Origin of the sequence: Streptomyces sp. ISL-100 (genome assembly GCF_018614615.1) — a bacterium.
Taxonomy (GTDB): domain Bacteria; phylum Actinomycetota; class Actinomycetes; order Streptomycetales; family Streptomycetaceae; genus Streptomyces.
The window spans coordinates 64,066-82,627 of sequence record NZ_JAGGOK010000094.1 but is presented as its reverse complement, the minus strand read 5'-3'; the positions used below and the strand labels follow the sequence as shown (position 1 = coordinate 82,627).

20 protein-coding genes and 1 pseudogene are annotated in these 18,562 nt (G+C 69.7%); 10 read left to right on the top strand and 11 right to left on the bottom strand.

Going from position 1 to position 18,562, the window contains the following annotated elements; genetic code table 11:
* The first annotated feature begins 13 nt into the window (after positions 1 to 13).
* The 3 genes from J7E89_RS34890 (at position 14) to J7E89_RS34880 (ending at position 2,196) form a co-directional block, all read left to right on the top strand.
* On the top strand, positions 14 to 793 hold the full coding sequence (locus J7E89_RS34890) for a metal ABC transporter ATP-binding protein (RefSeq protein ID WP_214979567.1): 780 nt from the start codon (positions 14 to 16) through the stop codon (positions 791 to 793).
* A gap of 3 nt (positions 794 to 796) precedes the next feature.
* A complete protein-coding gene (locus J7E89_RS34885; protein WP_214979565.1) occupies positions 797 to 1,711 on the top strand; it encodes a metal ABC transporter permease in 915 nt (304 codons plus the stop codon).
* Positions 1,712 to 1,776: 65 nt separating this feature from the next.
* Positions 1,777 to 2,196, top strand: a complete 420-nt coding sequence (locus J7E89_RS34880; protein WP_214979564.1) for a Fur family transcriptional regulator — start codon at positions 1,777 to 1,779, stop codon at positions 2,194 to 2,196.
* A 76-nt stretch (positions 2,197 to 2,272) separates the two neighbouring features.
* On the opposite strand, the gene J7E89_RS34875 is transcribed toward J7E89_RS34880, so the two are convergent.
* The 4 genes from J7E89_RS34875 to J7E89_RS41425 all read right to left on the bottom strand — a co-directional run bounded on the left by J7E89_RS34875 (position 2,273) and on the right by J7E89_RS41425 (position 4,752).
* A complete protein-coding gene (locus J7E89_RS34875) occupies positions 2,273 to 2,800 on the bottom strand; it encodes a YcxB family protein (RefSeq protein ID WP_214979562.1) in 528 nt (175 codons plus the stop codon).
* 45 nt (positions 2,801 to 2,845) lie between these two features.
* Positions 2,846 to 3,673 carry an isoprenyl transferase gene (locus tag J7E89_RS34870; protein ID WP_214979559.1) on the bottom strand — a complete coding sequence of 276 codons (828 nt, stop codon included), beginning with the start codon at positions 3,671 to 3,673 and terminating at the stop codon, positions 2,846 to 2,848.
* Positions 3,674 to 3,695: 22 nt separating this feature from the next.
* Positions 3,696 to 4,442, bottom strand: coding sequence for a DNA repair protein RecO (recO, locus tag J7E89_RS34865; protein ID WP_214979557.1), 747 nt, complete (start codon positions 4,440 to 4,442; stop codon positions 3,696 to 3,698).
* An 88-nt stretch (positions 4,443 to 4,530) separates the two neighbouring features.
* The gene (locus tag J7E89_RS41425; RefSeq protein WP_374196958.1) at positions 4,531 to 4,752 is read right to left on the bottom strand and encodes a hypothetical protein; all 222 of its coding nucleotides are present in this window, start codon (positions 4,750 to 4,752) and stop codon (positions 4,531 to 4,533) included.
* Positions 4,753 to 4,873: 121 nt separating this feature from the next.
* On the opposite strand from J7E89_RS41425, the gene J7E89_RS34860 reads away from it, so the two are divergent.
* The 3 genes from J7E89_RS34860 (at position 4,874) to J7E89_RS34850 (ending at position 7,476) form a co-directional block, all read left to right on the top strand.
* A complete protein-coding gene (locus J7E89_RS34860) occupies positions 4,874 to 5,713 on the top strand; it encodes a helix-turn-helix transcriptional regulator (RefSeq protein ID WP_214979555.1) in 840 nt (279 codons plus the stop codon).
* On the top strand, positions 5,695 to 5,976 hold the full coding sequence (locus J7E89_RS34855) for a DUF397 domain-containing protein (RefSeq protein WP_214979553.1): 282 nt from the start codon (positions 5,695 to 5,697) through the stop codon (positions 5,974 to 5,976). The genes J7E89_RS34860 and J7E89_RS34855 overlap by 19 nt, the downstream gene beginning before the upstream one ends.
* Positions 5,977 to 6,102: 126 nt before the next feature.
* The gene (locus J7E89_RS34850) at positions 6,103 to 7,476 is read left to right on the top strand and encodes an FAD-dependent oxidoreductase (protein ID WP_214979550.1); all 1,374 of its coding nucleotides are present in this window, start codon (positions 6,103 to 6,105) and stop codon (positions 7,474 to 7,476) included.
* 13 nt (positions 7,477 to 7,489) lie between these two features.
* On the opposite strand, the gene J7E89_RS34845 is transcribed toward J7E89_RS34850, so the two are convergent.
* The 7 genes from J7E89_RS34845 to leuA all read right to left on the bottom strand — a co-directional run bounded on the left by J7E89_RS34845 (position 7,490) and on the right by leuA (position 15,134).
* Positions 7,490 to 7,864, bottom strand: a complete 375-nt coding sequence (locus J7E89_RS34845) for a DUF6256 family protein (RefSeq protein WP_214979548.1) — start codon at positions 7,862 to 7,864, stop codon at positions 7,490 to 7,492.
* A 31-nt stretch (positions 7,865 to 7,895) separates the two neighbouring features.
* Entirely contained in the window at positions 7,896 to 8,132 is a 237-nt protein-coding gene (locus tag J7E89_RS41945; protein ID WP_214979546.1) for a DUF6186 family protein, read from the bottom strand.
* Positions 8,133 to 8,261: 129 nt separating this feature from the next.
* The gene (locus J7E89_RS34835; RefSeq protein WP_214979544.1) at positions 8,262 to 8,933 is read right to left on the bottom strand and encodes a response regulator transcription factor; all 672 of its coding nucleotides are present in this window, start codon (positions 8,931 to 8,933) and stop codon (positions 8,262 to 8,264) included.
* Positions 8,934 to 9,067: 134 nt separating this feature from the next.
* A complete protein-coding gene (locus J7E89_RS34830; protein ID WP_214979542.1) occupies positions 9,068 to 10,258 on the bottom strand; it encodes a histidine kinase in 1,191 nt (396 codons plus the stop codon).
* Positions 10,259 to 10,262: 4 nt separating this feature from the next.
* Positions 10,263 to 12,368 (bottom strand): MMPL family transporter, encoded by a 2,106-nt coding sequence (locus J7E89_RS34825; RefSeq protein WP_214979540.1) that lies wholly within the window; start codon positions 12,366 to 12,368, stop codon positions 10,263 to 10,265.
* A 150-nt stretch (positions 12,369 to 12,518) separates the two neighbouring features.
* Positions 12,519 to 13,214, bottom strand: a complete 696-nt coding sequence (locus J7E89_RS34820) for a TerB family tellurite resistance protein (RefSeq protein ID WP_308315702.1) — start codon at positions 13,212 to 13,214, stop codon at positions 12,519 to 12,521.
* A gap of 162 nt (positions 13,215 to 13,376) precedes the next feature.
* Positions 13,377 to 15,134: a 2-isopropylmalate synthase gene (leuA, locus tag J7E89_RS34815; RefSeq protein WP_214979536.1), complete on the bottom strand. Its 1,758-nt coding sequence runs from the start codon at positions 15,132 to 15,134 to the stop codon at positions 13,377 to 13,379.
* A 306-nt stretch (positions 15,135 to 15,440) separates the two neighbouring features.
* Between leuA and J7E89_RS34810 the strand changes: the two genes are divergently transcribed.
* The 4 genes and pseudogenes from J7E89_RS34810 to J7E89_RS34795 form a co-directional block, all read left to right on the top strand.
* Positions 15,441 to 16,502 carry a M4 family metallopeptidase gene (locus J7E89_RS34810; RefSeq protein WP_214979534.1) on the top strand — a complete coding sequence of 354 codons (1,062 nt, stop codon included), beginning with the start codon at positions 15,441 to 15,443 and terminating at the stop codon, positions 16,500 to 16,502.
* A gap of 26 nt (positions 16,503 to 16,528) precedes the next feature.
* Positions 16,529 to 16,795 carry a protealysin inhibitor emfourin gene (locus tag J7E89_RS34805; protein WP_214979532.1) on the top strand — a complete coding sequence of 89 codons (267 nt, stop codon included), beginning with the start codon at positions 16,529 to 16,531 and terminating at the stop codon, positions 16,793 to 16,795.
* A gap of 61 nt (positions 16,796 to 16,856) precedes the next feature.
* The gene (locus J7E89_RS34800; RefSeq protein ID WP_214979530.1) at positions 16,857 to 17,678 is read left to right on the top strand and encodes a GNAT family N-acetyltransferase; all 822 of its coding nucleotides are present in this window, start codon (positions 16,857 to 16,859) and stop codon (positions 17,676 to 17,678) included.
* A 152-nt stretch (positions 17,679 to 17,830) separates the two neighbouring features.
* A pseudogene (locus J7E89_RS34795) lies at positions 17,831 to 18,547 on the top strand (family 1 glycosylhydrolase); the annotation flags it as partial.
* Positions 18,548 to 18,562: the final 15 nt, after the last annotated feature.

The following is an 18,562-nucleotide window of genomic DNA, read 5'->3' as shown; positions in this document are numbered from 1 at the left end:
GGAGGCGCGAGCCATGAAGCCAGAGCCAGAGCAGCAGCCGCCCGTCATATCCCTGCGCGGTGCCACGGCCACGCTCGGCTCGCGCCCCGTGCTGCGCGGCATCGAACTCACCGTGCACCGCGGTGAGGTCGTTTCGCTGCTCGGCGCCAACGGCTCCGGAAAGTCGACCGCCGTACGCTCCGTGATCGGCCAGGTGCCGCTCACCGGCGGCTCCGTCGACCTCTTCGGTACGCCGCTGCGCCGCTTCCGCGACTGGTCGCGCGTCGGGTACGTACCGCAGCGCACGACAGCCGCGAGCGGCGTCCCAGCCACCGTGTACGAGGTCGTCTCCTCCGGCCGCCTCTCCCGCGCGAAGCTGCGCTGGCCGTCCAAGGCCGACCGCGCCGCCGTGCACCACGCCATAGAGCTCGTCGGGCTCGCGGACCGCACCAAGGACTCCGTGAACGCCCTCTCCGGCGGCCAGCACCAGCGCGTCCTCATAGCGCGGGCACTCGCCTCCGAGCCGGAGCTGTTGATCATGGACGAGCCGATGGCGGGCGTGGACCTGACCAGCCAGGAGATCCTCGCGACGACACTGCGCGAGCAGGTCCTGGCCGGTACGACGGTCCTGCTCGTACTCCACGAACTCGGCGCCCTGGAGCCGTTGATCGACCGCGCGGTGGTCCTGCGCGACGGCTGCGTCACTCACGACGGCCCGCCCCCGGAGTCGCTGGGCCAGCACGCGCTGCCCGGCCACGACCACGTACATCCGCACGCGGGTTCCGAGCCCGTCCGCACAGGACTGCTGACCTGACTGATGGAAATCCTCGAAACAGCCTTCATGCAGCGGGCCCTGCTCGCCGCCGTGCTCGTCGGCATCACCGCCCCCGCCGTCGGCATCTACCTCGTGCAGCGCCGCCAGGCCCTGATGGGAGACGGCATCGGCCACGTCGCGATGACCGGCGTCGGCCTCGGCTTCCTTCTCAGCACCAACCCGGTGTGGATGGCCGCGCTCGTCTCGATCGCCGGCGCCATCGCGATGGAACTGATCCGCTGGTACGGCCGCATGCGCGGCGACATGGCGCTGGCCATGCTCTTCTACGGCGGCATGGCGGGCGGTGTCCTGCTGATCAACCTCGCGCCGGGCGGCTCGAACTCCAACCTGAACTCGTACCTCTTCGGATCGCTCTCGACGGTCTCGGACGAGGACGTCGTCGCAATCTGCCTGCTCGCAGCATTTGTGATGCTGGTCACGGTCGGTCTGCGCCGCCACCTCTTCGCGATAAGCCAGGACGAGGAGTTCGCGCGGGTGACGGGGTTGCCGGTGCGCGCCCTGAATCTGCTGATCGCGGTCACGGCGGCCGTCACGGTCACCGTGGCGATGCGCGTCGTCGGGCTGCTGCTGGTCAGCGCGCTGATGGTGGTGCCGGTGGCGGCGGCGCAGCAGATCACGCGGTCCTTCAAGGTCACCTTCGTACTGGCCGTTGTCATCGGCACGGCCGTGACGCTGGCCGGCACGGTGACCTCGTACGAGTACGAAGTGCCGCCGGGCGCGACGATCGTGCTGCTGGCCATCGGCGTCTTCTTCGTACTGACCGCACTCGCGACACCTCTCGCCAGGCGCCGGGCACGGGCCCTGAGCGAGGCGGAGACCGAGTCGGGGGCCGGATGTAGCGTGGAGGCGGGCGGGCTGCCGGACGGCCCGCGCTCCGCCAACGGCGTCAAGGTCTGACCGGCGCTCCGCAACGACCTGGCAGAATGGCCCGACATACGTACGGGCGACCAGAGGAGGCACCTGTGACGACGGCGGGAACCCCATCCCCGGTGCGTGGCCGGTCCACCCGGCAGCGGGCCGCCGTAGCGGCGGCGCTCGACGAGGTGGACGAGTTCCGCAGCGCGCAGGACCTGCACGACATGCTCAAGCACCGGGGCGACTCGGTCGGGCTGACCACTGTCTACCGCACCCTGCAGTCCCTCGCCGAGGCCGGTGAGGTCGACGTGCTGCGCACCAGCGAGGGCGAGGCGGTGTACCGGCGCTGCTCGACCGGCGAGCATCATCACCACCTGGTGTGCCGAGTGTGCGGCAAGGCCGTCGAGGTCGAGGGCCCCGCGGTGGAGAAGTGGGCAGAGGCGATCGCGGCCCAGCACGGCTACGTGAACGTGGCCCACACCGTGGAAATCTTCGGCACGTGCGTGGAGTGCGCGGCGGCGGTCTGAGGCCGAGTCTGAGGCGATACGGGAGCGGGCCCGCACCGAACCTTCGGTGCGGGCCCGCTCCCGTGCCTGAAGCGCCTCAGAGCCGCCGCAGGTTCCCGTCCAGGATCGCCAGCAGCCGCTCGGCGTCTTCCGGGGCCCCGAGTCCCCGCTTGGGCAGGACTTCCAGGCAGAGGATGTTCGGATCCCGGCTGAGCAGCACGACGTGGTCGCGCGGCTCCCGGTAGCCCCTGAAGAGCGACCACCTCACGCTAAGGGTGACGTGATCGTTGGTGGCCGAGACGCCCGCGTCGGTGACCGTCGTACGGTATTCGCCCTGCCACTTCACGATGCGCAGCACGTGGTTGGCCTGGATGCGCGGAATCGACCACACGAACAGGGCGAGCAGTCCGTACACGAGGACATTCATCATTCCCGCCCCGCCGGGTGCCATCGTCAGCAGCAGGCCGAGCCCCGCGATCAGCGCGATCAGCGCCCCCCGAAGCACATTGAGCCGCCGGATGCTGTCGCGCACCCGGATGCCCGCCAGAATGTCGCCGCGCGTCGGCCGGTAGGTCAGCTCGACGGTCTCCGCGGCTTGAGTGGTGTCCCGCCCCTGGTGATCCATGGGGCGGGATCCTAGCCACGCCCTCCGGCCGGCCCCGCCGCCGCCCTACATGCTGCCCGCGGCGAGCTGCTCCTCGTTCGGGACGGCGCCGCCGAAGCGGCGGTCACGGGAGGCGTATTCGACGCAGGCGCGCCACAGGTCGCGGCGGTCGAAGTCCGGCCACAGCACGTCCTGGAAGACCATCTCGGCGTACGCGCTCTGCCAGATCAGGTAGTTGGACGTGCGCTGCTCGCCACTCGGACGTACGAAGAGATCCACGTCCGGCATGTCCGGGTAGTACATGTACTTCGCGAAGGTCTTCTCATTGACCTTCGACGGGTCCAGCTTGCCCGCCGCGACGTCCCGCGCGATCGCCTGCGCCGCGTCCGCGATCTCCGCGCGGCCGCCGTAATTGACGCAGAAGTACAGCGTCATCGCGTCGTTGTTCTTGGTCTGCTCCTGGGCGACCTGGAGCTCCTGGACGACGGACTTCCACATCTTCGGCATCCGGCCGGTCCAGCGAATACGAATCCCGAGCTCGTCCATTTCGTCGCGCCGGCGGCGGATGACGTCCCGGTTGAAGTTCATGAGGAAGCGCACCTCGTCGGGCGAGCGCTTCCAGTTCTCGGTCGAGAAGGCATACAGAGACAGGTTCTTGACGCCCATCTCGATGCAGCCCTTGAGTACGTCGAGAACGACGCCCTCGCCGACTTTGTGGCCCTCGGTACGCGGCAACCCGCGCTCTTTTGCCCACCGCCCGTTGCCGTCCATGACGACCGCCACATGCTCCGGCACCAGCTCGCCGGGGATCTTCGGCGGCCGCGCACCGGACGGGTGCGGCTCCGGCATCTTGTATTCGCGCCGGTTACGGCCGAGAATCCCGCGTCGTGCCATGAGCTTGTCTCCCTCTACGTCTCTACTTCTCTACGTACCGCAGCGAGCGCAGTCCGCGCTCCAAGTGCCAGTGGAGATACGCCGACACCAGCCCGCTGCCCTCCCTGACGTGCCTCGGCTCGCAGGCGTCCGCCGTCTCCCAGTCCCCCGTGAGGAGCGCGCTGAGCAGACCGATGGCCTCGCCCGAGGGTACGACGCTTCCGGGCACCCGGCAGTCGCCGCATATGACGCCGCCCGCCGCGACCGAGAAGAACCGGTTCGGCCCGTGCAGGCCGCAGCGCGCGCAGTCGGTGAAGCTGGGCGCGTAGCCGTTGACGGCGAGCGAGCGCAGCAGAAAGGCGTCCAGGATCAGATTGGGGGCGTGCTCGCCGCGCGCGAGGGTGCGCAGGGCGCCGACGAGCAGCAGGTACTGCTGTACGGCCGGCTCGCCCTCGTGGTCGGTGAACCGCTCGGCGGTCTCCAGCATCGCGGTGCCGGCGGTGTACCGGCCGTAGTCGGTGACGATCCCTCCACCGTACGGAGCGATGGTCTCGCTCTGCGTACACAGCGGCAGTCCGCGCCCGACGAGCTCGCTGCCGCGCGAGAAGAACTGCACGTCGACGTGCGAGAAGGGTTCGAGCCGCGCCCCGAATTTCGATTTGGTCCGCCGGACGCCGCGCGCGACAGCGCGTACGCGGCCGTGACCGCGAGTGAGCAGCGTGATGATCCGGTCCGCCTCACCCAGCTTCTGGGTGCGCAGCACGATGCCGTCGTCGCGGAACAGGCTCATGGGCCCATTCTCGCGCAGGGTCATGGCTGCCTCATCCAGGTCCCGGCTCCGGGGACCGCGCAGCGTATGGCGTACGTCACAGGCCCCATCACCGCCCACGCCGACTGAGCGCATTGGCCGCCGCGACCTTCGCACGCATGGTTTCGACGACGGTGGCGGGACGTGCGTCGCCCGGGGAGCAGTCCCATTCCCGGCCCCCACCGACGGGCCGGAGCTGAAGATAAGGCCCTTCGCGGCCCATGACGCATCCGACACGTCCGGTGCACGTATCGACGACGAAGTCGCCTTCTTCCATTCCCGCTGACACCATGCGGCCCCTCTTTCGTCTTTCTTGTACTTCGGCTGTTCCCCTCTCCACATTGAGGCCGCGAATCTAGAATCGGCAGGGCGGCAGGTCCTACAACTCACCAGCAGCCCAAGGGAGTTAACCCATGGCCAACACATCCGGTTCGCGGCAGGCCGCGTGGGAATTCTTCGGCGCGGAGCTGAAACGTCACCGGGAGGCAGCGGGATTCACCCAGGCGGAGCTGGGGATGCGGGTGTTTGTGTCGGGGGCGTACATCGGGCAGTTCGAATTGGCGGTTCGAAAGCCGCAATTGGACGCGGCGGAACGGATCGACGAGGTGCTACAAACCGCTGGTTTTTTCGAGCGGATGTGCCGAAAGCTGATCAACAACAAGCGGTTCGCAGAGTATTTCGCGCCAACGGCGGAGCTTGAGGCCCTGGCGACACAGATCTGCGACTTCGAACACGCGGTGGTGCAAGGCTTGTTGCAGACCCCCGCGTACGCGCGGGCAGTGATGCTCTCGGCCAACCCGATCGAGTCCGACGAGTACATCGACGAGAAGGTCGCCGCCCGGATGGATCGAGCACACATACTGCATGGCTCCACAACGCCCCCGTACTGGGCAATTCTGCACGAAACGGTTCTCCGCATCCCGGTGGGCGGCCCCACAACCATGGCCGAGCAGTTGGATCACATCGCCGCACTCACGCGTAGGCGACGAGCCACGGTGCAGGTGATTCCGTTCTCCGCGGGGGTGTACCCAGCCATGGGGAAGCCGCTCCGGCTCATGGAGTTTGATGACGCGCCACCAACTGCCTATACAGAGGGCCTGTATACGGGGAACTTGCTGGACTACCCGGCCATGGTGAAGCGCGCACAGCGCACCTACGATCGGCTTAGGGCCGTCGCATTGTCGCCGGAGGCGTCCCTCGCACTGATCGAATCGGCGGCGGAGGACTACAGACGATGCGCGAGTACGACCTGAGCACGGCCCAATGGCGCAAGAGCACGTACAGCGACGGCGACGCCGGCAACTGCGTCGAGGTGGCATACGACTTCCCCGGCGCCGCCCCCTGGCGCAAGAGCACGTACAGCGGCGGCGACGGTGGGGAGTCCTGCGTCGAGGTTCTCGACAACATCCCCGGTGTCGTCCCCGTCCGGGACAGCAAGAACCCCACCGGTCCCGTCCTCCTCATCAGCGCCGCCAGCTGGTCCGCCTTCATCAAGGCAACCTATGAGCGGCCATAAGCCTCGCTTATGGGGTCATAGGCCGGGGTCAAGTACCTGAACGGGCATTTCGTTGCCTAGGGTGACGCAGGAGACAGTTGTCCAGCTGTCGGTTTTTCCAGTTGTCGCCGCTCGAAGGGAACCCCCATGCCCCGCCCCCTCCGGATAGCCATCGTCGGTGCCGGCCCCGCCGGGATCTACGCCGCCGATGCTCTGCTGAAATCCGAGGCGGCCTCGGAGCCGGGCGTGTCCATCGACCTCTTCGAGCGGATGCCGGCGCCCTTCGGGCTGATCCGTTACGGCGTCGCACCCGACCACCCCCGCATCAAGGGCATCGTCACCGCCCTGCACCAGGTGCTCGACAAGCCGCAGATACGTCTCTTCGGCAACGTCGACTACCCCTCCGACATCGGCCTGGACGACCTCCGCGCGTTCTACGACGCCGTGATCTTCTCCACCGGCGCCAGCGCAGACCGAGCCATCGACATACCCGGCATCGACCTCGACGGCTCCTACGGCGCCGCCGACTTCGTCTCCTGGTACGACGGCCACCCGGACGTCCCCCGCACCTGGCCGCTGGACGCCGAGAAGGTCGCCGTACTCGGCGTCGGCAACGTGGCCCTCGACGTGGCCCGCATCCTCGCGAAGACCGCCGACGAACTCCTCCCCACCGAGATCCCGCCGAACGTCTACGACGGCCTCGCCGCCAACAAGGCGCGCGAGATCCACGTCTTCGGACGTCGCGGACCGGCCCAGGCCAAGTTCAGCCCGATGGAGCTGCGCGAGCTGGACCACTCGCCCAACATCGAAGTCATCGTCAATCCCGAGGACATCGACTACGACGACGGCAGCATCGCCACCCGCCGCGCGAACAAGCAGGCCGACATGGTCGCGAAAACCCTTGAGAACTGGGCAATTCGCGACGTGGGCGAGCGCCCCCACAAGCTCTTCCTGCACTTCTTCGAGTCGCCCACCGAGGTCGTCGGCGAGGACGGCAAGGTGGTCGGACTCCGCACCGAGCGCACGCAGCTCGACGGCACCGGCAACGTCACCGGAACCGGCGTGACCCAGGCCTGGGACGTCCAGGCCGTCTACCGCGCGGTCGGCTACCTCTCCGACGAGCTCCCCAAGCTCCCCTTCGACTTCGTGACCGGCACCGTCCCGCACGAGGGCGGCCGCGTCATCGAGGCGGGCGAGCACCTTCCGTCGACGTACGTCACCGGGTGGATCAAGCGCGGCCCGGTCGGCCTCATCGGCCACACCAAGGGCGACGCGAACGAGACGGTCGCCAACCTGCTGGTGGACCACAACGCGGGCCGTCTGGCCGCCCCCGCCGCGCCCGCCGAGGACGCCGTAGTGGCCTTCCTCGACAGCAGCGGCGTGCAGTACACGACGTGGGACGGCTGGCACCACCTCGACAGCGCCGAGCGCGCACTGGGCGCCGCAGAGGGCCGCGAGCGCGTGAAGATCGTCGACCGCGAGGCGATGCTGAAGGCGAGCGAAGCCCCGACCGAGGCCTGACACAACCGCAGCGTCAAAGCCGCCTTCCGGGTCGCCGGGAGGCGGCTTTGCCGTACCGCCGCCGTACGACCACCCACGACACCACGAAGAACACCGGCAGGCTGATCCCCAGCAGCGTCGCGGCACCCGTGAACGCACTCGTCACAAGCCCGCCGTCCAGCTGGGCCGCACTCTCGTAGTAGCCGGCCACCACGACCATCAGCAGCACGTATCCGCCGACCGCGGTGCCGACCACCTGACGGACGAGGCCGGACCACCCGCGTCTCCTGGGAACCCGAGCGGGCCTGACCGACTGTCGGCGCTGCATGCGCAGGCCGACGGCGAGATACCCCATGACCAGCAGGTAGCCGATCAGCATGAGGGCGATATTCAGCGCGAGGGGAAGCACGAAAGGCGTCCTCCGACCCGCTGATGAAGCGTCATGACACGTCCTGGAGGAGGAAGTGCCAGCCGCGTACGAAGGTGTGCCAGCCCCACCACAGCCACAGGGCGAAGAGCGACCACCGCCCCACGGGATAGCGCATGACGGCGTCGACGGCATCGCTGAGGGTGGGAAAGCTGTCACCGGCCCGGATCAGACCGATGCCCTCCCAGACGAAGATGGCGCCGAACAGAACCGCCCAGACGAGATACCCGATCACCGGATGCGCTGCCACCGCCGACCTCCCACGCTCGTGTGCACACTCGTGCGCTGCCCGGCCGTACAAGGGCGGACCGGATCGATCATCCGCCACGACGAGCACGAACGGCCGGATGCGGCGCGCGGACCCGGGCGGCCGGGCCCGCTACTGGCCCGGGGCGACCAGCCTCGACTCGTACGCGATGATCACCAGCTGCGCCCGGTCCCGTGCGTCCAGCTTGCCCATGATGCGGCTGACGTGCGTCTTCGCGGTGAGGGGGCTCAGTCCCAGGGTCTCGGCTATCTCCGTGTTGTTGAGGCCGCGCGCCACGAGCGTCAGCACTTGCCGCTCGCGTTCGGTGAGTTGGCCGGGTCCGCCTGCCGCACCGATCGCCGGGGGCTCGGGAGCACTCAGTACGCGGGCGATCAGACGGGACGTCGGGCCCGGGGCGAGGAGCGATTCGCCTGCCGCGACCGTGCGGATGGCGGCCAGCAGGTCGGCGGGCTTGGCGTCCTTCACCAGAAATCCGGACGCACCCGCGCGCAGCGCCTCGATGACGTGCTCGTCGCTGTCGTACGTCGTGAGGACGAGGACGCGTACGCCGGCCAGGTCGTCGTCGGCGGCGATGAGGCGGGTCGCCTCGATGCCGTCGAGGTCGGGCATCCGGATGTCCATGACGACGAGGTCGGCGCGTTCGGAACGGGCCAGGTCGACGGCCTCGCGGCCGGTGCCGGCCTGGGCGACGACCTCCATGTCGCGGCAGGATTCGACGAGCATGGCGAAGGACGCGCGTACGAGCGTCTGGTCGTCGGCGAGCAGTACCCGGATCGGATTCACGCGATGGCCCCCTACTGTCCAAGCGGCAGACCGCCGCAACCTGAAATCCAACACCGCCCTGAGATTTGCCGCTTGCGGCAAATCTCAGCCCCTCCGGCGTTTGAGGAGCGGGGTCTGGAGCAGAGCCCCAGCACTCACGCACTGGCCTCCCGTCGTCCGAGCGGCAGTACCGCCGCGACCTCGAACCCCGCACTGTCACGGCGCGGCCCCGCCGCCAGTGTCCCGCCGACGCTGCGGGCGCGCTCCCGCATCCCGGCCAGTCCGTAGCCAGGGCCTGAGTCGTCCATCGCCTCGCTGCCGTCGTCCGTGACCGTCACGCGCAATGCGCCGTCGGGCCGCGCCACGACGCCCACCCGCACGCGTACGTCCGGGCCCGCGTGCCGTACCGCGTTCGTCAGGGACTCCTGGACGATGCGGTACGCCGCCGCTGCGACCGCCGGGCGCAGTTCCGGGGTTTGGACCGTCAGGTCCACCTTCGCGCCCGCCGTCTCCGCCGCCCGTATGAGCGCCGGCAGCGCCGCCAGGTCCGGCAGCGGGCCGTCCCGGCCGGCGTCGGTCCGCAGTACCTCCAGGGTCGTACGCAGCTCACCCCGCGCCGTACGGCAGGTCTCCGCGATACCGTCCAGCGCCTTGGCGACCGCCTCCCGGTCCAGCCGGTCGGGGTCGGCGATCAGGATGTGGGCGGCGACCGACATCTGGACGCCGATGAGCGTGATGGAGTGCACCAGCAGATCGTGCAGGTCGCGGGCGATGCGCAGGCGCTCCTCCGCCACCCGGCGCGCCGCCTCCTCCTCCCGCGTGCGTTCCGCGCGTTCCGCGGTCGCCGCGATGTACTGCCGGTGGGTCCGGACAGCCACGCCCAGCACGATCACCGCGAGGATCCAGCCGGAGGTGCGCAGCAGCTCCAGGCCCTGGTGGGTGTTGACGACGGACATCACCGACACCGCGACCGCCACCACCCCCGACCCGATCAGCATCGTCCGCAGCGGCCTTCCCGTGACCGCCACCGTGTAGACGGCCAGCAGCGAACCCGGCACCGGGGCAGTGTGGTTGTAGTCGAGCGCGTGGTACGCCCCGACAGCCGCCACCACCGCCAGCAGTACGACCACCGGCCTGCGCCGTCGCCACGCGAGAGGCACCGTGCCCGCCGCAAGCAGCGCCCAGCCGAGCGCGTCCGGCCTTCGGCCGTCGTCGACAAGGAGCGCGAGCGCGACGGCGAGCGCACCGATCACGGCGGTGATCACCGTGTCGGTGCGCTGCCGTTGCGGCGCTCGCAGGGGGTCCCGATGCAGTGCGGCGAAGACCCGTTCCAACGTCAGGTGCACCCGCTCATCCTCCGGTACGCACCGGTTCTTCGGCCATGGGGGCGGCGGAAGTCACCGGCTTCGCGCCACGGGACAGCGCGCCCGGCCACCACACCCGCCGGCCGAGCAGCAGGCTCGCGCTGGTCACCAGGTAGGTCCGTACGAGGAAGGTGTCGAGCAGTACGCCCACCGCGACCAGCGAGCCCAGCTCGACCATCATCACCAGCGGCAGTGAGGCGAGGACCGCGAACGTAGCGGCGAGCACGATGCCGGCCGAGGCGATCACCCCGCCCGTCGTGCGCAGGGCAGTGAGCGCCGCCTCGGCGGGGCCCGCGCCCCGCGCCGCCTCCTCCCGCATGCGGTGCATGAGGAAGATGCCGTAGTCGACGCCCAGCGCCACCAGGAAGACGAACGACAGCAGCGGGAGTCCGGGGTCGATGCCCTCGAAGCCGAGCACCGGGCCGAAGACCAGACCCCCGAGGCCCATCGCCGCTCCCCAGACCACCACCACCGCCGTGACGAGCAGAAGCGGCGCGACGAGGCTGCGCAGCAGCACCGTCAGGATGAGCATGACGGCGGCGAGGACGAGCGGGACGACGATCAGCCGGTCCCGGCCGGTGGTCTCAGCCAGGTCGAGCTGCTGGGCGCTCGGCCCGCCGACGTACGCCCCGTCGTCCAAAGCCTCCCGCAGCCGCTCGATCGTCGCCGTCTCCCCCGCCGTCTCCGGTGCGTCCTCGGCGAAGACGGCGATCTCGGTCCACCCTCCGCCGCTGCGGCCCCGTTCCGCCCCCGCGACGCCTTCGGTCGTACGGGCCGTGCTCAGCGCCCCGTCCGCCTCCTCCGTCGGCGCGAGGACGTCGATGGGCCTGCTGCTGCGGTCGGGATAGGCCTCCGCGAGCCTCGCCATCGCGGCGACCGACTCGGGGGCCTTGGTGAAGCTGTCCTCCTCCTTGAGCGCTCCGGGGAAATTGAGCGCACCGAGGGCCAGCGCGCCGAGCAGCACCGTGCCGGTCGCCAGGACCGCGACGGGCCTGCGGGCGGCCGAACTGCCCATGCCGGCAAAGAGGTTGCGGCGCTTACGAGGCTCGCTCCCGTACGCCGGAATCAGCGGCCAGAACACGCGCCGCCCGAGCAGCACCAGCACAGCCGGCAGCAGCGTCATCATCGCGGCGAGCGCGCACACCACACCCACCGCACCGACCGGCCCCAGCCCCCGGCTGCTGTTGAGGTCGGCGGCGAGCAGGCACAGCAGCCCGGCGGCCACCGTCCCCGACGAGGCGAGCACGGCGGGCCCGCAGCCGCGCAGCGCGGCCCGCATGGCGTCGTACGGCCGGGGAACGCGGCGCAGCTCCTCCCGATAGCGGGCGACGATGAGCAGGGCGTAGTCGGTGCCCGCGCCGAAGACGAGGACGGTCATGATGCCCGCGCTCTGACTGGTGACGGTGAGGTCGAAGCCCTGGACGAGCCCGTAGATCACCGCCCGTGAGACAAGAGCCGCGACGCCCACGACGACGAGCGGCACCAGCCACAGGAACGGGCTGCGGTAGGTGACGATCAGCAGAACGGCGACGACCAGCAGCGTCGCCAGCATCAGCGTGGCGTCGATGGACCCGAAGACGGCCTCCAGGTCGGTCTGGAGGGCCCCTGGACCGCCGACCTCGACGCTCATCCCCCCGACGTCGGCCGTCGCCTCCCGTACGTCGTCGACGAAGGCGTTCCGCGCCTCCTCGTCCTGTCCCGGCTCCGAGGTGGACACCGGGAACATCAGCGTGCTGCCGTCCTTCGAGGGAAGCCCCTCGGGCCGGTCCCCGGTCAGCCGGTACTCCGCCGCGATCGCGTCGACCTGCCCCTGCGCCGCGCCCCGGTCGGCTGCGGTGAGCCCGCCGTCACGCCGGTAGACGAGGACGAGGTCGGTGGTCTCGCCGCCGGGCAGCAGCTGCTGGAGCCTTTCCGCCTGCGTCGAATCCGCGCTCGCGGGAAGGTAGTCGACGGCCTCGTCGCGCTGTACGTCGCCGAGCTTGCCGGCGAAGGTCATCGCCACCGCGACGGCGACGGCCCAGAGCGCGATCACGGCCCAGGGCACGGCTCGTCGGCGTACAGCGGAAGATGAATCGGATGTCGCAGGCCCCATCGCGGGCCTCCCCTCGTGGACGGGCTTCCGGTCCTCACCAGAGTCCCGTCGGGGGACGGCCGATTCGTCGCACGCAGGGGCGAGATCAGCGGTACTGCCAGGGGTGGTACGCGGGCTGCCTTACTCCCTGGGGAGTAAGGAGGGATTGACTCAGGAAGGTGTACGCGCCGCCGCCAGCAGCCGGGACGTGTCGTCCGGGCAGATCAGCAGCGCGCCGCCGACGATCGTCAGCACCTCGCGCTCGGCGGGGCTGTACGGGCCGTCGGCGAGGGCGATCCTGGCGCCCTGGAGCAGGATCGATTCGCGTCCGCCGGGGGCGAGGTGCGGGGCCAGCGGTTCCAGCGCCTCGTGCAGTTCGATGGCGAGCGCGGCGCCGCAGGGCTCACTGATGCCCTCGTACGCCCCGGGAAGGCGCCCGGTGTCGGCGGCGAGGGCGTCGATGAGGGTGGTGAGCTGGTCCTCGGTGCACTCGTCGAAGCCGGCGGCGCGCACCGCGGCGACGGCGGTCACTCTGACCGTGCGGGAGGACGTGCCGCCCGCGGCGAGGACGGCGAGGGCGACGGTATGGACGGCGTCGCGGAGCATCGCGGAGAAGCGGACGGTGGTGGGGTGGTCGAGTGCCTCGGTGCCGAAGTGGTTCTGGCAGGCGGCGCATTCGACGACCGGGCCGGCGTAACCGCGCGGCAGCAGCGGGATGCCGAGGACGGTGAAGCGCCTGCGCCCGGTCCGGCGGCGGTAGTTGCGGTCACCGCCACAATCCGGGCAAAAGAATTCACCGTCGCCGACGGTGTTCCATGCGGTGCGAATGCCCCATACGCATTGTTTCCGCCCTCGGGTTGGCAGCACGTCGCACCTCCGTAACGCTCCGGCAACACTGCCGCGTTGCCGTGATGTTAGCCACATCCGTGATGCCGCGTCAGCACCCTCCCGCGACAAGAGGCACGCGAAGCGCCGGGCGTGGCCGAAAATCGGCCCGCCCGGCGCTTCACAACCGGAGCATGGAATTGCCTAGCGCGTGGCCCTGTTCACGGCCGACACGACCGCCTTCAGCGACGCGCGCGTGGTGTTGGCGTCGATGCCGATGCCCCACATGACCTTGCCGTCGATCGCGCACTCGATGTACGACGCGGCCTGGGCGCTCGCACCTTCGCTCATCGTGTGCTCCTGGTAGTCCAGCAGCCTGGCGTCCACACCGACCGCGCCCAGCGCCTCGAAGAAGGCCGAGATCGGGCCGTTGCCGGTACCGGTCAGCACCGCGTCGACGCCGTCCACGACCGCCTCGACGGTCAGCGTGTCCTGGCCGTCCGTGTCGGTCGTGGTCTGGCCGGAACGCAGCTGGATTCGGCCCCACGCGTTCTCGGCGTTCGGCAGGTACTCGTCCTGGAAGACCGACCAGATCGCCTTCGGCGTGACTTCGCCACCCTCGGCGTCCGTCTTGGCCTGGATGATCCGCGAGAACTCGATCTGCATGCGGCGCGGCAGGTCCAGCTTGTGGTCGTTCTTCAGGACGTACGCGATGCCACCCTTGCCGGACTGCGAGTTGACCCGGATGACGGCCTCGTACGAGCGACCCACGTCCTTCGGGTCGATGGGCAGGTACGGCACGGCCCACTCGATGTCGTCGACCGTCTTGCCGGCGGCGGCTGCCTCGGCCTCCATCGCGTCGAAGCCCTTCTTGATGGCGTCCTGGTGGGAGCCGGAGAAGGCGGTGTAGACCAGGTCGCCCGCGTAGGGGTGGCGCGGGTGGACCTCCATCTGGTTGCAGTACTCGGACGTCCGGCGGATGTCGTCGATCTGCGAGAAGTCGATCTGCGGGTCGACGCCCTGGGAGAAGAGGTTCATGCCCAGCGTCACCAGGTCGACGTTGCCGGTGCGCTCGCCCTGCCCGAACAGGCAGCCCTCGATACGGTCGGCGCCCGCCATGATCGCCAGCTCGGCGGCGGCGACGGCGGTGCCCCGGTCGTTGTGCGGGTGCACGGACAGGCAGATGTACTCACGCCGGGACAGATTCCGCGACATCCACTCGAACCGGTCCGCGTGCGTGGACGGCGTCGAGCGCTCGACGGTGGCCGGCAGGTTCAGGATGATCTCCCGGCCCTCCTCCGGCTGCCATACGTCGCAGACCGCCTCGCAGACCTCCAGGGCGAAGTCCAGCTCGGTGTCGGTGAAGATCTCCGGGCTGTACTGGTAACCGAAGGTCGTCTCCGGGCCCAGCAGCTTGTCGGCGTACTCCATGACCAGCCGCGTGCCGTCCACGGCGATCTGCTTGACCTGCTCCTTGGAGCCGCGGAAGACCACGCGGCGGAAGGTCGGGGCGGTGGCGTTGTAGAGGTGCACGGTCGCGCGGCGGGCGCCGACCAGCGACTCGACGGTCCGCTCGATCAGCTCTTCGCGCGCCTGGGTCAGGACGGAGATCGTCACGTCCTCGGGGATCGCGCCCTCTTCGATGATGGAGCGTACGAAGTTGAAGTCGGTCTCGCCGGACGACGGGAAGCCGACCTCGATCTCCTTGTAGCCCATGCGTACGAGCAGGTCGAACATCTCGCGCTTGCGGGCGGGGGACATGGGGTCGATCAGGGCCTGGTTGCCGTCACGCAGGTCGGTGGACAGCCAGCGGGGCGCCTTGGTGATCCGGTTGTCCGGCCAGGTGCGGTCGGGGATGTCCACGGCCTCGTACTTGCCGTACTTGTGGACCGGCATCCCGGACGGCTTCTGCAGCTGCGTCGCGTTGGTGATCGGCGTGGGGCGGCCAACAGGGGCATTCATCGCGTAGGGCTCCTCGGTGTCCTGCAAAGGGGACGGCCGACGGTGTCGCTGCAGCACCAGACTCCGCGGGGAGGGGGTCGGCCTATAACTACAGACCCTCGCCGCGGCAGCTAAGGAGGAGCAGCCCGTAACGCATGATGTGCCGCAGCCTAGCCGAGAGGAGCCGGAAATGCCGGTCCCGTATCAGTATGCGGGACCGCTCCCCCGGTAACGGGCGAGTAACGGGCGAAAGTGATCCTTCACTCGATTTCATCAATCATGGTCGCAACTAGTGACACTGGCGTGACCCAGTGCCACATTGCGGCCATGAAGGCCACACACCCCGTGTTCTGCACCATCGTGCCGCCCCACGTCCTCGACAAGCTCGCCCAGGCAGAGGACCCCGCGCTCGCGCGCCCCGCCCGCCGGACCCTGGAAGCGGACGCCGCGCAGCGCACCCATCGCCGGCTCACCACGGTGCTCGGCGCACCGTCGGGCGCCGCGCCGCGCGGCGGCGCGCCCGCGAACACACCGCACCGCACCCTCTACGACGCGCGGCACCGCGAGCAACTGCCGGGGATCAAAGTGCGCGGCGAGGACGACGAGCCCGGTCAGGACGCGACGGTCAACCGGGCGTACGCGGGTCTGGGTGCGACGTTCGAACTCCTGCTGAAAGCCTTCGAGCGCGACTCCATCGACGGGAACGGGCTGCCGCTCGTCGCGACCGTCCACTACGGCGAGAACTACGGAAACGCCTTCTGGAACGGCGAGCAGATGGTCTTCGGCGACGGCGACGAGATCTTCCGCGACTTCACCCTCCCCGTGGACGTCATCGCCCACGAGCTCGCTCACGGCATGACGCAGTACACGGCGAACTTCACGTACTTCGGGCAGCCCGGCGCGCTGAACGAATCCGTGTCGGACGTCTTCGGCTCCCTGGTCAAGCAGTACGTCAACGAACAGACCGCCGACCGGGCCGACTGGCTGATCGGCGCGGGCCTGCTGACCGAGCGCGTCACCGGTGTGGCCCTGCGCTCCATGAAGGCTCCCGGTACGGCGTACGACGACGACGTACTCGGCAAGGACCCGCAGCCCGCGACGATGGACGAGTACGTCCGCACCGGCCGGGACAACGGCGGCGTCCACATCAACTCCGGCATCCCCAACCACGCCTTCTACCTGCTGGCGACCGCGCTCGGCGGCAAGGCGTGGGAGGGCGCGGGCCAGATCTGGTACGACACGCTCACCGCCGGCACCCTTCAGGTCGACGCGAGCTTCGCCGACTTCGCCCGCGCCACCGCGGCCGCCGCGCACGCCCGTTTCGGTGAAGGGGACGAATACGAGGCTCTGCTGAAAGCGTGGTCCCAGGTCGGGGTGCCTACCGGCTGAGCCACATCCGTACTAGAACGGGACCCATGCGAATTGGGGTAAGGCGTACGGGCGGATTCGCCGGCATCGAGCGGTACGCGGAGGTGGACACCTCGGGACGGCCCGACGCGGGCGAGTGGCACGCCCTGGCCGAGGAGGCGGCCGCCGAGGGCCGGGGCACGCCGCCCATCGGCGTACCGGACGGATTCAGCTACCAGATCACGATCGACGGGAAGACCGTCTACTGCGCGGATCCACGACTGACCGAGGCGCAGAGCCGGCTCATCTCGCAGGTCTTGAAGGAAGGGGCCTAGGGTCAACAAGGGGCCGTAAAAGGAGGCGCGCAAGCCGCCTGCCGGATGATCTGATGCCCGGATGACTTCTGCCACCACCGACATCCTCACCCGGCTCGAGCGCTACTACGACGCCGTACCGCGCTCCATCGCCCGCGCCGAGGACTTCGGGCCGCTGACCCTGTTCGTACGCGACGGCTCGGGCTACCCGTACTACGCCCGGCCGACGCTGGGATGGACGGGCGCCCCGGCGACCGCCGACGATGTGGAGCGGGTCAGGGCGCGGCAGCGGGAGCTGGACGTACCGGAGGCGTTCGAGTGGGTACCGGAGACCACTCCGGGCCTCGGCGGGGCCCTGGAGGAGACCGGCCTGGCGCTGCGGGAGCGCCCGCTGATGCTCCTGGAGGACGACGGGCTCGCCGCGCCCCCGCACCCGCTGGTACGCCTGCTCGCCGCCGAGGACCCGGCGCTCCCGGGCGCGCTCGCCGTCCCGCACCTCGCCTTCGCCGACCTCGGTACGGCGGTGGGGACGGCCGGACCGGATGAACTCGCCGCCATGATCGCGACCCTGGAGGCCGACGACGGCGGCTCGGTGGAGCGCGTCGCGGAGCGGATCCTGGCCGGCCGGTCCGTCGTGGCCGCCGCGGTCGAGGACGGCGTGGTGCTCTGCGCGGGCCAGTACCTCCCGGTGGATACGGCGACCGAGATCGTCGGCGTGGGCACGCTGCCGTCGGCCCGCCGCCGGGGCCTGGCGGTCGCGGTCACGGCGGCACTGGCCGCGGACGCACGCTCACGCGGCATCGAAACGGTCTTCCTGACCGCGACGGACGACGCGGTCGCCCGGATATACGCCCGGGTGGGCTTCCGGCGCATCGGCACGGCGATGGAGGCGGCGGCCGAGTAGGACCGCGCGAGGAGGTACGCAGGTAACCATTGACAGGGTTACGGGCGGTACCGAGCATCTCTGCATGACGACGCCGCCGCCGCGCCCGCTGCCCCGCTTCCCTGCCAACTTCCTCTGGGGTGTGTCGACTCTTTGAGCAGCGCCGGGCCAGGAGCGGCACGTACAGCATCGGGATCGCGAACTCGCACGGGCCGGTGTGGGCGGCGTCGGACAGCGACGAGGACCGGGGCGCGGCCGACTTCTACGACCTGCTGCTCAACCGGCTCTTCGCCGATCCGCTGCTTCTGGGGCGCTATCCGGACGGCATCGCCGAGATGCTGCCCGGCCCGGTGGCCGAGGACCTCGACATCATCGGGCAGCCGCTCGACCGGTACGGGATCAACTACTACCAGCCGACGCTGGTCGGGGCTCCGGGCGCGGACGCGCCGACCGACTTCGCGGGCATCGGGATACCGCCGGAAATGCCGTTCTCCGTACGGGAGATCGAGGGCCACCCGCGTACCGCCTTCGGCTGGCCGGTCGTCCCCGACGCGCTGACCGAGCTGCTGACCTCGTTCCGTGAACGGTACGGCGACCGGCTCCCGCCCGTCGTCATCACGGAGAACGGCTGCTCGTACGACGGCCTGGACGATCAGGAGCGGATCGCCTTCCTCGACGGCCATCTGCGGGCGCTGCACCGGGCGATGGAGGCGGGCGTCGACGTACGCGGCTACTTCGTCTGGTCGCTGATGGACAACTTCGAGTGGGCCGAGGGGTACGCCCAGCGTTTCGGCCTCGTACACATCGACTACGAGACGCTGGCCCGGACCCCGAAGACGTCGTTCCGCTGGCTTCGGGATGCGTTGCGCGGGCAGCGGGCGCGAGGGTGACGACGACAGCTCTCG

Coding starts and splice junctions, on each gene's coding strand:
- J7E89_RS34890 (WP_214979567.1), top strand. CDS start 14: ATGAAGCCAGAGCCAGAGCAGCAGCCGCCCGTCATATCCCTGCGCGGT.
- J7E89_RS34885 (WP_214979565.1), top strand. CDS start 797: ATGGAAATCCTCGAAACAGCCTTCATGCAGCGGGCCCTGCTCGCCGCC.
- J7E89_RS34875 (WP_214979562.1), bottom strand. CDS start 2,800: ATGGATCACCAGGGGCGGGACACCACTCAAGCCGCGGAGACCGTCGAG.
- J7E89_RS34870 (WP_214979559.1), bottom strand. CDS start 3,673: ATGGCACGACGCGGGATTCTCGGCCGTAACCGGCGCGAATACAAGATG.
- recO (WP_214979557.1), bottom strand. CDS start 4,442: ATGAGCCTGTTCCGCGACGACGGCATCGTGCTGCGCACCCAGAAGCTG.
- J7E89_RS41425 (WP_374196958.1), bottom strand. CDS start 4,752: ATGGTGTCAGCGGGAATGGAAGAAGGCGACTTCGTCGTCGATACGTGC.
- J7E89_RS34860 (WP_214979555.1), top strand. CDS start 4,874: ATGGCCAACACATCCGGTTCGCGGCAGGCCGCGTGGGAATTCTTCGGC.
- J7E89_RS34855 (WP_214979553.1), top strand. CDS start 5,695: ATGCGCGAGTACGACCTGAGCACGGCCCAATGGCGCAAGAGCACGTAC.
- J7E89_RS34850 (WP_214979550.1), top strand. CDS start 6,103: ATGCCCCGCCCCCTCCGGATAGCCATCGTCGGTGCCGGCCCCGCCGGG.
- J7E89_RS34825 (WP_214979540.1), bottom strand. CDS start 12,368: ATGGGGCCTGCGACATCCGATTCATCTTCCGCTGTACGCCGACGAGCC.
- leuA (WP_214979536.1), bottom strand. CDS start 15,134: ATGAATGCCCCTGTTGGCCGCCCCACGCCGATCACCAACGCGACGCAG.
- J7E89_RS34810 (WP_214979534.1), top strand. CDS start 15,441: ATGAAGGCCACACACCCCGTGTTCTGCACCATCGTGCCGCCCCACGTC.
- J7E89_RS34805 (WP_214979532.1), top strand. CDS start 16,529: ATGCGAATTGGGGTAAGGCGTACGGGCGGATTCGCCGGCATCGAGCGG.
- J7E89_RS34800 (WP_214979530.1), top strand. CDS start 16,857: ATGACTTCTGCCACCACCGACATCCTCACCCGGCTCGAGCGCTACTAC.